The organism is Burkholderia sp. (assembly GCF_018375725.1).
In the GTDB taxonomy this organism is placed as follows: domain Bacteria; phylum Pseudomonadota; class Gammaproteobacteria; order Burkholderiales; family Burkholderiaceae; genus Burkholderia.
In genome coordinates this window covers 1-12,240 of sequence record NZ_JAHACR010000010.1, presented here as the reverse complement: position 1 = coordinate 12,240, position 12,240 = coordinate 1, and the positions used below count along the sequence as shown (strand labels likewise).

The following is a 12,240-nucleotide window of genomic DNA, read 5'->3' as shown; positions in this document are numbered from 1 at the left end:
CCGCAACTTTAGTCACGTTCCGCGTAATGAATATGACAGTTCTTGTCTGATGACTCGGTGTGGTGTCGATGCGACATCGAATCTTGCCCGGTTGCGCCATCGGTGCTTATACCGATTCGGGCTGACATTCGAAGCCGTGCCGGAATATCGGTATGAAACAAGCTTGGTTGGCGGCGATGTGGCCCCGTGCGACGATGAGAGTTCTTTCACGACACGCAAAACAAGGACACCTCATGCGACGCTCGATCTGGTTGACCGGCCTCGCCGCCCTCGGTGCGGCATTGACGATGGCGGCGCCCGGCGCACACGCCGAATCGCAGACCCTGAAGGTCGGCACGATGAGCGGCACGGATGCGCAGATCTGGGCCGAAGTGACGAAGGTGGCCGCGCGCGACGGGCTCGCGGTCAAGGTCATCGAATTCAACGACTACGTGCAGCCGAACGCCGCGCTCGATGCGGGCGACCTCGATGCAAACGGCTTCCAGCATCAGCCGTTCCTCGACAGCCAGATCAAGCAGCGCGGCTACAAGATCGCCAACGTCGGGCTGACCTACACGTCGCCGATGGGTTTCTATTCGAAAAAGATCCGGTCGCTCAAGGATTTGCCGGTGGGTGCGAAGGTCGGCATCCAGAACGATCCGTCGAACGGCAACCGGGCGCTGCTGTTGCTGCAGAAATACGGCGTGATCAAGCTGAAGCCGGGCGTCGGCACGAACGGCGTGAATGCGACGCCGCTCGACGTCGCCGAGAATCCGAAGAAGATCCGCATCGTCGAACTCGATGCGGCACAGCTGCCGCGCGCGCTGCCCGATCTCGACGCCGCGTCGATCAATACCGATTACGCGGTGAAGGCGGGGCTCACGCCGGTGAAGGACGCGATCGCGATCGAGGATCTGAAGGGACCGTACGCGAATCTGATCGCGGTGCGCGCGCAGGACAAGGACAAGCCGTGGGTGAAGAAGCTCGTCGCCGCCTACGAGTCGAACGACGTACGCAAGTTCATCGAGGCGAAGTTCGGCGGCGCGATCGTGCCGGCGTTCTGAGTGGCCGGACGGGACGCGTTGCGCGTCTGTGCCGATGTGAAATCGCCCGCTTGCGCGGGCGATTGTCTTTGGGGCGCGCCGCCGATCGGGCGGCGCGCGTCATGCCGGCGTCAGGCCGACAGCAGCGAGCCGGTGCGGATCGGCGTTGCGCCGGCGATCCGCGCGACCTCCATGCCGGCCGTCGCGAAACGCACGACCTGGCGTGCATACAGCACGCCGGACACGCTGCTCTTCAGCGTGACGACACGATCGGTCAGCGGATCGACGATGTCGACCACGGCGTCGCCCGCCTCGATCCATGCGCCGACCGGCGTGCGGAACACGATGACGCCGGACACCGGCGCGACGAGCGGATCGGTGCCCGCGAGCGGCGTGGCCGGATAGGCGAGCGGCGGCATCGGCGCGGGCGTGCCTTCGATCACGCCGCGCTCGGTCAGGTATTCGACGATCGCCTGCGCGTCCTTTTCCGCGAACTCGTACGACACGTCGCGCTCGCTGCGCAGCTCGACCGTGACCGAGATCGTGCCGTTCGGGATCGGGAAGCGGTCGCCGAAGCGGTGGCGCAGATCCGACCAGCAGAAGCTGTGAATCTCGTCGAACGGATTGCCGACCGAGTTCAGCGCGAGCAGCGACGCCTGCGAGTCGAGATAGCGCGCGAGCGGCTCGACGTCCTCCCACAGATCGGGATTCGTGTACAGGTGCATCACGGCATCGTTGTCGCAATGCAGGTCGAGCACGATGTCGGCGTCGTAGGACAGCTTCTGCAGCGCGAGGCGCTGCGATTCGAGTTCGGTTCGCGGTTTCTGTTCGTCGAGCGCGTCGCGCATGGCATCGCGGATGATCGCGACATTGCGCTGCGCGTCGTTCGTCAGGCGTCCTTCGATGCGCGGCAGCACGAGCGCCGCGAGATCGTGGAAATTGCGGTTGAAGTTCTGCATCGAGCCGAGCTCGAAGCGGCCGAGATGATCGCCGAACACATGTTGCGAGAGTCCGATCGGGTTCGGCACCGGCACGACGACGATCTCGCCGCGCAGCTTGCCGGCCGCCTCGAGCGCGGCGAGCTTGCGGCGCAGCAGCGCGGCAACCAGCATGCCGGGCAGTTCGTCCGCATGCAGCGACGACTGGATGTAGACCTTCTTGCCGCCGCGCGGGCCGTAATGAAAGCTCGTGATCTGGCGTTCGGTACCGACGGCGGGGGAAATCAGCGGATGGGTCTGCGTTTGCATTATGAGGGGTGTGCGGCGCAGCCGCGAATGATCCGAATGCGGGAAGGACGATTGTACGTTGCCTTTCGCATGCCTATCAAACCGGCTTCGGAAGCCCGGTTTTTCCGTTGCGAATCATCCGGTTAACGCGGAAAAAATAACGGCTGTCGGCCGCGTGCGCAGTGCCGGTCCGTTGCCCGCGCAAAAAAAACGGGCTCCATGCGGAGCCCGTGTGCCTGCGTGCGAATCGCGCGCGTGCTTACTTGCCGTAGACGTCGAAGTCGAAGTACTTCTTCGCGATCTTGTCGTACGTGCCATCCTTGCGCATGTCGGTGATCGCCTTGTCGATCTTCGCCTTCAGGTCGGCGTCTTCCTTGCGCAGGCCGATGCCGGCGCCGTTGCCGAGCGTCTTCGGATCGTCGATGTCGCCGCCCGCGAACTGGAAGTCCTTGCCGCGCGCGGTCTTCAGGAAGCCGATATCGGCCTGCACCGCATCCTGCAGCGCGCCGTCGAGACGGCCCGCGATCAGGTCGGCATAGACCTGGTCCTGGTTCTGGTACGGCACGACCGATGCACCGGCCGGCGCCCAGTGCACCTTCGCGTAGGTTTCCTGAATCGTGCCCTGCTCGACGCCGATGCGCTTGCCCTTCACGGACTTCGCGTCAGGCATCAGGTTCGAGCCCTTCTTCGCGACGAGGCGCGTCGGCGTGTTGAACAGCTTTTCCGAGAAGGCGATCTGTTCCTGACGCGCCGGCGTCATCGACATCGACGACAGCACGCCGTCGAACTTGCGCGCCTTCAGCGCGGGAATCATGCCGTCGAAGTCGTTCTCGATCCACACACACTTCGCCTTCAGGCGCGCACAGATTTCGTTGCCGAGATCGACGTCGAAACCCACCACCTTGCCGTCCGGGCCTTTCGATTCGAACGGCGGATAGCTCGCATCGACGCCGAAGCGGACGGTCGACCAGTCTTTCGCGTACGCGCCGCCTGCCGATACGGCGAGCAGGGCAACAGTCAGGGCCGCAAGAACTTTTTTCACTCGGTGACTCCTCGTTTTGTTCGATTGGGTGCGCGGTCGTGCCGCGCCGTGATACCTCGGCCCGTCGCGCCTGCGCTTCGGGCTGACCGTTTCGCCCGCCCGATGGGGCACGCGACGTGCGGAGATTATCAGGACAAAATACCGGCGAGGCGCCTAGGACATGCCCCGATAGCCGCTCACCGGGCCCGGCAGCGGACCGGAGGTCAAATTGCCGCCGTTGCAGGATCAGTAACGATTCAGCCGAGCGTTTCGTTGACGGCGCGCCGCAGGCGATCGACGAACTGCGTGACAGCGGGTGTCGGCAGCAGGTCGCGCCGCGCAAGAACCGACAGTTCGTAGCTCGGCAGGGTTTCCTCGAGCGTCGCGGTGTTTTCTTTTCGGCAGAAGGGGGCGGCTTGCGGCGATGGCGCGCCGGTGGCCGGGCACAGGCCCGGTGGTATATTCGGGACCAGTTTGCCGATCATGGATGGGAGAGAGGGATGGCGGCCGTTCGCCTCGCGTTCGAAACAAGTTTCCGGCCACGCCAGATCTATGAGCAGGTCGCGGAGAAGATTCGGGCCGAAATACGCTCGGGGCGATTCCTGCCGGAAGCGCGCCTGCCGTCCGAGCGTGAGCTTGCGTCGCTATTCGGCGTCGGCCGGCCCGCCGTTCGGGAAGCGCTCGGCGCATTGCAGAACGAAGGCCTCGTTGTCACGCGGCGCAACTCGGGCACCTTTGTGGTGGCGGTCGCGAAGCAACTGCTCGCCGAGTCCGGGACGGACGACGCGGCCGGCCCGGCGCGGTCGGATTTCAGTCCGTCGGGCACGCTCGACGTTCGCCTGATCCTGGAGCCTGCGATCGCGCGGCGTGCGGCGGCGCTCGGGAAACGCGACCCGCTCGCGGAGCACTACCTCGCCCAGATGGAGACGTTGACCGACGTGTCCGATCCCGAGCAGCTCGCACTGTGGAACAACAGCGACAGGCTGTTTCATCGGCAACTCGCGGCCATGACGGGCGATCCGTTGCTGGCGAAGTTCGCGGAAGATATCGCCGAGGCGATGGACCAATCGCTCTGGAAGCGGCTGAAGGACGACAGCATCGATGATCCGGCGCGTATCCGCCTGTATGTCGCCGAACATCGGCTCATTTACGAAGCGATCGTGATGGGCGATGCCGACGCCGCCGCATTCTACGTCGAGCAACATATTCACCGCGTGCAACGCGACATCGCGCCAGGCTAGGCGGTGGCGGCGCGCGTGCCGGATGCCGGATGACCGACGGCGGCGGATCCGCCCGGATCGGCACATCCGAGGATCCGGAGCGCCCGCGTTGACGGTCGGCGCAATGCGAATTTGAGTTGACGTGGTATTGATCGGGATCCAGATCGGATCTGTTTATCCAAAATTTTGGCGATTTTTCGGCGTTTATCTCGAAATTTTCGTTTTCTGGTTTTATTAAAACCAGAGTGGACATATTTTATTTCCAGTTGTACAGTCTCCCGCGCATACTTCAATGACCGGCGTCGCCGGGAAGCATGATGAGGAGCGCCCTATGTTGCAGTTGAGCGACCGCGACCATGCGATGTTGCACGGGGAATTCGGCGCGGGCGTCGCGCGCGCGATGCGGATCGTCACGCGAACTGCGGACGTCATGTCCGCGCCATGCCTGATCGACATCGTTTCCGCGCATATCGACGGCTGCCTGTACCACGGCCAGACCAGTCTCGACTTCGTCGAGTATTTCGTCGAGACGGGCACCCGGGTGGCGGTTCCGACGACGCTGAACGTCGGCTCGCTCGACCTGATCCATCCCGAGCTTTATCACGGAGACCGCACGATCCAGCGGGACGCGCAGCGTCTGATGGATGCGCATCTGCTGCTCGGATGCGAATCGAGCTTTACCTGCGCGCCATACCAGCTGAAGAACCGGCCGGCGAAGGGCGAGCAGATCGCGTGGGCCGAATCCAATGCGATCGTGTTCGCCAATTCGGTGCTCGGTGCGCGCACGAGCCGCTATGGCGACTTTCTCGATCTCGCTGCCGCCATCACGGGCCGCGCGCCGTACGCGGGGTTGCACGTCGAATCCAATCGGGCCGGCCGGATCGTGTTCACGGTGCCGGATTTCTCGCATCGTCCGTCCCGCGACATTTTTTTCGCCGCGCTCGGGATTCTGGTCGGCAAGGTCGCGGGTGCGGTGGTGCCCGTGCTCGTCGGACTGCCCGCGGACACCACCGAGGACGAGCTCAAGGCGCTCGGCGCGGCCGCCGCGTCGAGCGGTGCGGTCGCGCTCTTCCACGCGGTCGGCGTGACGCCCGAGGCGCCGACGCGGGATGCGGCGTTGCACGGCCGCGCGCCGCTGCGCACGCTCGACGTATCGATGGCCGACCTCGACGACATTCGCCGCACGCTGAACAGCGGTGCGGAAGGCGACGCGCTGGTTGCGGTGGCGCTCGGCACGCCGCACTTCTCGCTTGCGGAATTCCGGAAACTCGACGCGCTGCTCGACCAGTTCGACGGCAAGCCGAAGTGCGACTTCTACGTCAATACGAGCCGCTTCATCCTGTGGGAACTGGGCGAATCGGGCCTGGCCGGAAAATTCGCGGCGCGCGGCGTCCAGATCGTCGTCGATACCTGCACCTACATCACGCCCGTGATGAAGCAGCTCGCCGGCCTCGTCATGACCAACTCCGGAAAATGGGCGTCGTACGCGCCCGCCAACATCGGCGTCACGGTCGCGTATGGAAGCATGAGCGAGTGTGTCCGGTCGGCATTCGAAGGAAAGGTGCGATTCGATGACTAAGACATCTGGCAGTGTGACGCTTGCGGCGGGCCGCGACCCGGCTGGTCTGGCGCTGGCGGGCGATACCCTCGTCGCCGGTCATGCCTTCGCTGAAAAGCTCGTCATGCAGAAGCCGCTCAGCTTCTGGGGCGGCTACGATTCGACCGCCGGCCGGATCGTCGATCGCAGCCATCCGCTCGCCGGGCAATCGCTGGCCGGCAGGATCATGGTGATGGAGCACGCGAAAGGATCCAGCTCGAGCAGCAGCGTGCTCGCAGAGGCGGTGCGAAACGGAACCGGTCCGGTCGGGATCATTCTGAGGGAGCGGGATCTCATCATCGCGATCGGTGCGATCGTTGCTGCCGAACTGTATGCAATCGCCGTGCCGGTGGTGTGCGTCGACGAACAGACGTTTACGGCCATCGTCGGCGCATCCGGGCCGTTGCGTATCGAGGCGGCCGATGGAGCAGGCGCAGCCAGGATCTACCTCGGCAGTCACGTGCATCGAACGTAGCGAAGCGCGACGGGGCGGGAAATTCTTTGCCGGTGTCGTCGGCCGATCGATCTGGACTGCGTATGAACATCCGTGATGTCGGGCATGACGTCCTTTGCTCGATGAGCGGCATGTCACCCGAGCATGCTGCGCCGTCGTACCGACGACGGCGGGTTGCCCGGAAACGACGACATCCGTCCAGGCGCCTATCCCGATCCGTGGGGACGGCAATCGTTGGGTGTCGCAACCCACCTTCGCTCGCGGGGAGCGGGCACTGGACGAGGAGACGTCATGAAGTTGAAACGCGCTATCGCATCGCTTGCCGTGAGCGGGGCCGCAATCGGCGCGGCGCACGCCGAACAGGTCGTCAGGATCGCGCTTTCGGGGCCCTTGAGCGGCCCGCAGGCGGCGAGCGGAAAGGACGATGAGAACGGACTCCGGCTGGCGATCGAAACGCTGAACCGCAAGCCGATCATCGTCGGTGGAAAGCCGGTCCGGTTCCAGATGATGTCCGAGGACGATCAGGCCGATCCGAAGACGGGTGTTCAGGTCGCGCAGCGCCTGCTGGATCGGCGTCCGGTCGCATTTTTCGGCCCGCAAAACTCCGGCGTGGCGATTCCGGTTTCGCGTTTGACGAGTGGCGCGCGCATTCCGATGCTGACCGTTGCATCGAATCCGCAATTGACGACGCTCGGTTATGACCATATCTTCCGCACCGGCGCGAGCGACTCGGTGCTCGGCGCATCGATGGCCGTGTTCGCGGTCGAGAAGCTGCAGGCCAGGACGGCCGCGGTGATCGACGATCGGACCGCATATGGCCAGGGGCTTGCCGACGAATTCATCGCGAAGGCCAAGTCACTCGGTCTGCAGGTTGTCGGCCGCGAATACACCCATTCGCAAGCGAACGATTTTCTCGGCATTCTCGCGACCATCAAGGCGAAGAATCCGGATGTCATCTTCTTCGGCGGTTACACGCCGCAGGCCGCGCCGATGGCGAAGCAGATGGTGCAGCGCGGCGTGCGTGCGAAGCTGCTGGGCGGCGACGGCATCTGCTCCGACGACATGGCGAAGGTCGCGCAGGCCGCCGCGCGGAACGTCTTCTGTGCGATGAGCGGTACGGGGCTGGACGGAACGCCGCAGGGGCGGGACTACGTCGCACGCTACAGGCAGCGCTTCAACAAGGTGCCACAGACGTACGGCGTGACCTACTACGACGGCATGATGCTGCTCGCCAACGTGATCGAAGCCGCCCAGACAACCGATCCGGCCCGGCTGATCCCTGCCTTGCGCGCGACGTCGTACCAGGGCGTTGCCGCGACTTACGCGTTCACGAAAGCGGGAGATCTCACCCACGCACCCACGACGACGTTCACATTTGAGAACCAGCAGATGACGCCGGTGAAGTAACCGGCTGTCGAACGCGGCGAGCATCGTGATGGCGCGGCAGACGATCGTCGCGCGCAACGTCGATCCGGCGCAGCCGGCCGTCGTCGCGGTCGGCTCGATGCACGCGGGCACGGCGAACAACGTGATTCCGCACGGCGCGCGTCTCGAACTGAGCGTGTGCTCGTTCAGCCCCGACGTGCGCGCGCTGCTCAAGCGCCGCATCGTCGAACTGGCGCTTCGGCGGCACGTCGCAGCGCGTTGCGACATGGCTCGTGCAGACGACGGGCAGCAAGCTCGCACCGGCCGGATACGTCGCGATGTGCGTGGCCGCCTCGCTGGTGGCCGTCGCGACGTTGCGGGAGACGGCGGGGCAGACGGTCGATTGACGCGTTGCCGGCGGCCACGCTGTGACACCGCGTCAGCGATCCGCCTGATCGTCTTCCTTCAGATACCGCAGCAATGTCTGCACAGCGGGCGACGGCGCGCGCGACTTCCGGGTGACGATCCCGAGATTGGCCATCGAGATCGGCAACGCCACCGGCAATATCGTGACCAGGCCGTGTCTGGCGTAATGCTGCGCGACATCGTTCGGTACGACCGAAATGATGTCGGACGCCTCGATCATCGCGGTCGTCGCAAGAATGGACGCCGTCTCCACGATATCCAGATCGGCGGTGAGCCGCGCTTCCTGCAGCGCACCTTCGACCCGGCGCCGCATCGGGCTGCCGAGCGGATGAAGAATCCACGTCGCGCTGACCAGATCCGCCAGCCGGAGCTTCGCACGGCTGGCGAGCGGGTGGCCGGGGCGGGCGATCACGCGCATCTGCTCGCCCTTTTCAAACGGCTCGATCGCCAGATCCTGCTGGTCGAACTGATCGGGCAGGCGGCCGAGCACGACGTCCAGATCGCCCCGCAGCAGGGCCGGCAGCAGCGTGTCGCTGGTGCCGACCTCGAGGCTCAGCCGAACGCGCGGATTGGCTTTCTTGAATGCCGTCAGCGCGCGCGTGAGCAGCGTGGGAACGGGGCCCATGACGCTGCCGACACGCACGAGACCCGCCGCCCCTTTCGCCAGCTCGGCGATTTCCGCTTCCGCATGCTCGAAATCGTGCAGCACGCTCTGGGCGTAGCGAATGAGGACTTCGCCATAAGGCGTCGGCTCCATGCCGCGCGCGAGCCGTTCGAACAACTTCACGTCCAGCCGTTCCTCCAACTGCTGCAGCAACAGGCTGGCGGCCGGCTGGGTGGTGTGCATCGCGGCCGCCGCGCGCCGCATGTTGCGGAGCTCGTTGAGCGCATTGAGCAGGGCGATCTGCCGGCTCGAAATCCGCAGGGCGGTGCGGGGCGTGGTCTCGGGCGCGGGCTTCGAAGTCATATCAAATTCGGGATCGATATATACGAATTGACAATTATGCGGGTATCGCCCCGGTTCGTAGAATCGTTCCATCACTTTCCCGTCCGAATCACGATCCCGACATGACAATCCGCATTACCGACCTGACCGTCCGCGACATCCGCTTCCCGACCTCCCGCTCGCTCGACGGCTCCGACGCCATGAACAGCGCGCCCGACTACTCGGCCGCCTACGTGGTCCTGCATACCGATTCCGCATCCGGTCTGGAGGGGCACGGCCTGACCTTCACCATCGGCCGGGGCAACGAGCTGTGCGTCGCGGCGGTGAATGCGCTGGCGCCGATGGTGATCGGCCTGACGCTGGAGGACATCGTCGCCGACATGGGCGCGTTCTGGCATCGCATCACGACCGGCGACAGTCAGTTGCGCTGGCTCGGGCCGGACAAGGGCGCGATTCATCTGGCCACCGCCGCGCTCGTCAACGCCGTGTGGGACCTGTGGGCAAAGTCGGAAGGCAAGCCCGTGTGGAAGCTCCTCGCGGACATGACGCCGGAGGAGCTCGTGCGCTGCCTGGATTTCACGTATGTCACCGATGTGCTGACCCCGGCGGAAGCGATCACGCTGCTGCGCCGCAAGGCGCCGACCAAGGCGTTGCGCGAGGCCGAGATGCTGGAGCACGGTTTCCCCGGCTACACGACGGCCGCCGGCTGGCTCGGATATTCGGAAGAGAAGCTGCGGCGGCTGGCGCGCGAGGCGGTCGCTGCCGGCTGGACCCACTTCAAGCAGAAGGTCGGCGGCAACCTGGAGGAAGACATCCGGCGCGCGACGATCCTGCGTGAGGAGATCGGCTGGGAGCGCACGCTGATGATGGACGCCAACCAGGTCTGGGGCGTCGACGAGTCGATCGAGAACATGCGGCGTCTGGCCGAGTTCGATCCGTGGTGGATCGAGGAGCCGACCAGCCCGGACGACATCCTCGGTCACGCCGCTATCCGCCGCCGTATCGCGCCGATCGGCGTCGCGACGGGCGAGCATTGCCACAACCGCGTGATGTTCAAGCAGATGTTCCAGGCGGGCGCGCTCGATTTCTGCCAGCTGGACGCGGCGCGGCTCGGCGGCCTGAACGAAGTGCTGATCGTTCTGCTGATGGCGGCCAAGTATGACGTCCCGGTCTGTCCGCACGGCGGTGGCGTGGGGCTGTGCGAATACGTGCAGAACATCTGCCTGTTCGACTACATCGCCGTCTCGGGGTCGCTGGACGGGCGCGTGCTCGAGTACGTCGATCACCTGCACGAGCATTTCCTGGAGCCGGTGGTCATTCGCAACGGGCGCTACATGCCGCCCAAGCGTCCGGACTACAGCATCGAGATGCATCCCGAGACGCTCGTGAACTACGCCTACCCCAACGGCAGCGCGTGGGCGTAGCCCGCGAATCGATCTGCGCCGGCGGCATTCACGGCAGTGCAAGACCCAGGCATTTGAAAAAAACGGTGCGTTGAAGGAAACAGCAGTACGGCGCCGCGCCACGCATGGCGCGCGTCGCGGGGCCGGGCGGCATGGTGCAGTCCTGCAATCGCGGGGCCCCATCAACCATAAAAATGAGGAGACGGAGGAGCATGAACCCCATTCTTGAACAGACCCTGCCCGCGCAGGCCGACCGCGTGGGCGAGCGTCCGCTGGACAAGCTTGTGTTCCGCAAGCTGATGCCGTTGTTGATCATCGTCTACGTCGTCAGCTTTCTGGATCGGACCAACATCGCGCTCGCCAAGGCGAGCATGGCGGTCGATCTGGGCATTTCCTCGGCAGCCTACGGTCTCGGGGCGGGCCTGTTTTTCCTGACCTACGCCGCGTTCGAAGTGCCGAGCAATCTGATCATGCACAAATGCGGCGCCAAGTTCTGGATCACCCGCATCATGATCACGTGGGGCCTGCTGTCGGCGGGCATGGCGTTCGTCCAGGGCGAAACCTCGTTCTATGTGATGCGCCTGCTGCTGGGCGCCGCCGAGGCCGGACTGTTTCCCGGCGTGATGCTGTATCTGACGTACTGGTTCGATCGCAAGCAGCGCGTGCGCGCGACCGGCTATTTCCTGCTCGGCGTGTGCATTGCCAATATCCTCAGCGGCCCGCTGGGCGGCGCGCTGCTGCAGATGCACGGCCTGCTCGGCCTGCACGGCTGGCAATGGGTATTCATTTGCGAAGGACTGCCCGCGATCGCGCTGGCGTTCGTGGTCTGGACGCATCTGCCAAACGGCCCGGCGTCGGCATCATGGCTGAGCGCCGACGAAACCCAGGAAATCGAGCGTCGGCTGGCCGCCGACCTGCGCGACGCGGAAGCCGCGGGCGCCAGCAAGCACCTGTTCCGTCAGGTACTTGCCGACCGCCAGATCTGGCTGGCCATCGTGGTCTACTTTTGCCACCAGATCAGCATCTATACGATGATCTTCTTCCTGCCGAGCGTGATCGGCACGTACGGCAAGCTGTCGCCGCTTCAGATCGGCACCTTGAATTCCGTTCCGTGGATTGCTTCCGCGCTGGGCGCCGCCACCTTGCCGCGGCTCGCGACCACGGCGGCGCGTTGCCGCCAGCTGCTCGTCGGCGGCTTGCTCGTCATGGCCGCCGGCCTGCTGATCGCCACGTCCGCCAACCCGTTCTACGGCATGGCCGGCTTCTCGCTGACCGCGCTGATGATCTTCGTGGTCCAGTCGGTGCTGTTCCTGTTCCCGTCTTCGCGCCTCAAGGGGGCGGCGCTCGCCGGCGGCCTGGCGTTCGTCACCACGTGCGGGCTGTTCGGCGGGTTCGTCGGGCCGTCGGTCATGGGCATGATCGAGCAGACGACCGGGTCGGTTCGAAACGGCTTGCTGGTCATCGCCGCCCTGCTCGTCGTCGCTGCCCTGGCGGGCACGGCGTTGCGCCAGGGTCAGGAGAGCCGCGGCTAATGCGTATCGCTCGCCGCACTGCGTGAAC

At 64.9% G+C, this 12,240-nt stretch carries 10 protein-coding genes and 3 pseudogenes; 9 read left to right on the top strand and 4 right to left on the bottom strand.

Annotated features, from left to right (window positions below; translation table 11 throughout):
* The first annotated feature begins 233 nt into the window (after positions 1–233).
* The gene (locus KH616_RS03640) at positions 234–1,043 is read left to right on the top strand and encodes a MetQ/NlpA family ABC transporter substrate-binding protein (protein ID WP_292236552.1); all 810 of its coding nucleotides are present in this window, start codon (positions 234–236) and stop codon (positions 1,041–1,043) included.
* Between the two features lie 110 nt (positions 1,044–1,153).
* On the opposite strand, the gene KH616_RS03635 is transcribed toward KH616_RS03640, so the two are convergent.
* From KH616_RS03635 to KH616_RS03625, 3 genes and pseudogenes are all read right to left on the bottom strand, one after another.
* Positions 1,154–2,269 carry a succinylglutamate desuccinylase/aspartoacylase family protein gene (locus KH616_RS03635; protein WP_292236549.1) on the bottom strand — a complete coding sequence of 372 codons (1,116 nt, stop codon included), beginning with the start codon at positions 2,267–2,269 and terminating at the stop codon, positions 1,154–1,156.
* A gap of 238 nt (positions 2,270–2,507) precedes the next feature.
* Complete coding sequence (locus tag KH616_RS03630) at positions 2,508–3,290, bottom strand: ABC transporter substrate-binding protein (RefSeq protein WP_292236547.1); 783 nt, start codon at positions 3,288–3,290, stop codon at positions 2,508–2,510.
* Positions 3,291–3,526: 236 nt separating this feature from the next.
* Positions 3,527–3,658, bottom strand: a pseudogene (locus tag KH616_RS03625) (LysR family transcriptional regulator); the annotation flags it as partial.
* A gap of 111 nt (positions 3,659–3,769) precedes the next feature.
* Between KH616_RS03625 and KH616_RS03620 the strand changes: the two are divergent.
* From KH616_RS03620 to KH616_RS03595, 6 genes and pseudogenes are all read left to right on the top strand, one after another.
* Complete coding sequence (locus KH616_RS03620) at positions 3,770–4,510, top strand: GntR family transcriptional regulator (RefSeq protein ID WP_292236545.1); 741 nt, start codon at positions 3,770–3,772, stop codon at positions 4,508–4,510.
* 310 nt (positions 4,511–4,820) lie between these two features.
* Positions 4,821–6,068, top strand: coding sequence for an aconitase X (locus tag KH616_RS03615; RefSeq protein ID WP_292236543.1), 1,248 nt, complete (start codon positions 4,821–4,823; stop codon positions 6,066–6,068).
* A complete protein-coding gene (locus tag KH616_RS03610) occupies positions 6,061–6,561 on the top strand; it encodes a DUF126 domain-containing protein (protein WP_292236541.1) in 501 nt (166 codons plus the stop codon). The genes KH616_RS03615 and KH616_RS03610 overlap by 8 nt, the downstream gene beginning before the upstream one ends.
* A 270-nt stretch (positions 6,562–6,831) precedes the next feature.
* On the top strand, positions 6,832–7,947 hold the full coding sequence (locus KH616_RS03605) for a branched-chain amino acid ABC transporter substrate-binding protein (protein WP_292236540.1): 1,116 nt from the start codon (positions 6,832–6,834) through the stop codon (positions 7,945–7,947).
* A 13-nt stretch (positions 7,948–7,960) separates the two neighbouring features.
* Positions 7,961–8,161: pseudogene (locus tag KH616_RS03600) on the top strand (amidohydrolase); the annotation flags it as partial.
* 1 nt (position 8,162) lies between these two features.
* Positions 8,163–8,312, top strand: a pseudogene (locus KH616_RS03595) (MFS transporter); the annotation flags it as partial.
* A gap of 32 nt (positions 8,313–8,344) precedes the next feature.
* On the opposite strand, the gene KH616_RS03590 reads toward KH616_RS03595, so the two are convergent.
* Positions 8,345–9,298 (bottom strand): LysR family transcriptional regulator, encoded by a 954-nt coding sequence (locus KH616_RS03590; RefSeq protein WP_292236538.1) that lies wholly within the window; start codon positions 9,296–9,298, stop codon positions 8,345–8,347.
* A gap of 101 nt (positions 9,299–9,399) precedes the next feature.
* On the opposite strand from KH616_RS03590, the gene KH616_RS03585 reads away from it, so the two are divergent.
* Complete coding sequence (locus tag KH616_RS03585; RefSeq protein ID WP_292236536.1) at positions 9,400–10,701, top strand: L-fuconate dehydratase; 1,302 nt, start codon at positions 9,400–9,402, stop codon at positions 10,699–10,701.
* A 191-nt stretch (positions 10,702–10,892) separates the two neighbouring features.
* Entirely contained in the window at positions 10,893–12,212 is a 1,320-nt protein-coding gene (locus KH616_RS03580) for an MFS transporter (protein WP_292236630.1), read from the top strand.
* The last annotated feature ends 28 nt before the right edge of the window (positions 12,213–12,240 follow it).

Bases quoted from the DNA above. Each gene is read 5' to 3' on its own strand.
- KH616_RS03640 (WP_292236552.1), top strand. From the start codon at position 234: ATGCGACGCTCGATCTGGTTGACCGGCCTCGCCGCCCTCGGTGCGGCA.
- KH616_RS03610 (WP_292236541.1), top strand. From the start codon at position 6,061: ATGACTAAGACATCTGGCAGTGTGACGCTTGCGGCGGGCCGCGACCCG.
- KH616_RS03620 (WP_292236545.1), top strand. From the start codon at position 3,770: ATGGCGGCCGTTCGCCTCGCGTTCGAAACAAGTTTCCGGCCACGCCAG.
- KH616_RS03590 (WP_292236538.1), bottom strand. From the start codon at position 9,298: ATGACTTCGAAGCCCGCGCCCGAGACCACGCCCCGCACCGCCCTGCGG.
- KH616_RS03605 (WP_292236540.1), top strand. From the start codon at position 6,832: ATGAAGTTGAAACGCGCTATCGCATCGCTTGCCGTGAGCGGGGCCGCA.
- KH616_RS03585 (WP_292236536.1), top strand. From the start codon at position 9,400: ATGACAATCCGCATTACCGACCTGACCGTCCGCGACATCCGCTTCCCG.
- KH616_RS03580 (WP_292236630.1), top strand. From the start codon at position 10,893: ATGAACCCCATTCTTGAACAGACCCTGCCCGCGCAGGCCGACCGCGTG.
- KH616_RS03615 (WP_292236543.1), top strand. From the start codon at position 4,821: ATGTTGCAGTTGAGCGACCGCGACCATGCGATGTTGCACGGGGAATTC.
- KH616_RS03635 (WP_292236549.1), bottom strand. From the start codon at position 2,269: ATGCAAACGCAGACCCATCCGCTGATTTCCCCCGCCGTCGGTACCGAA.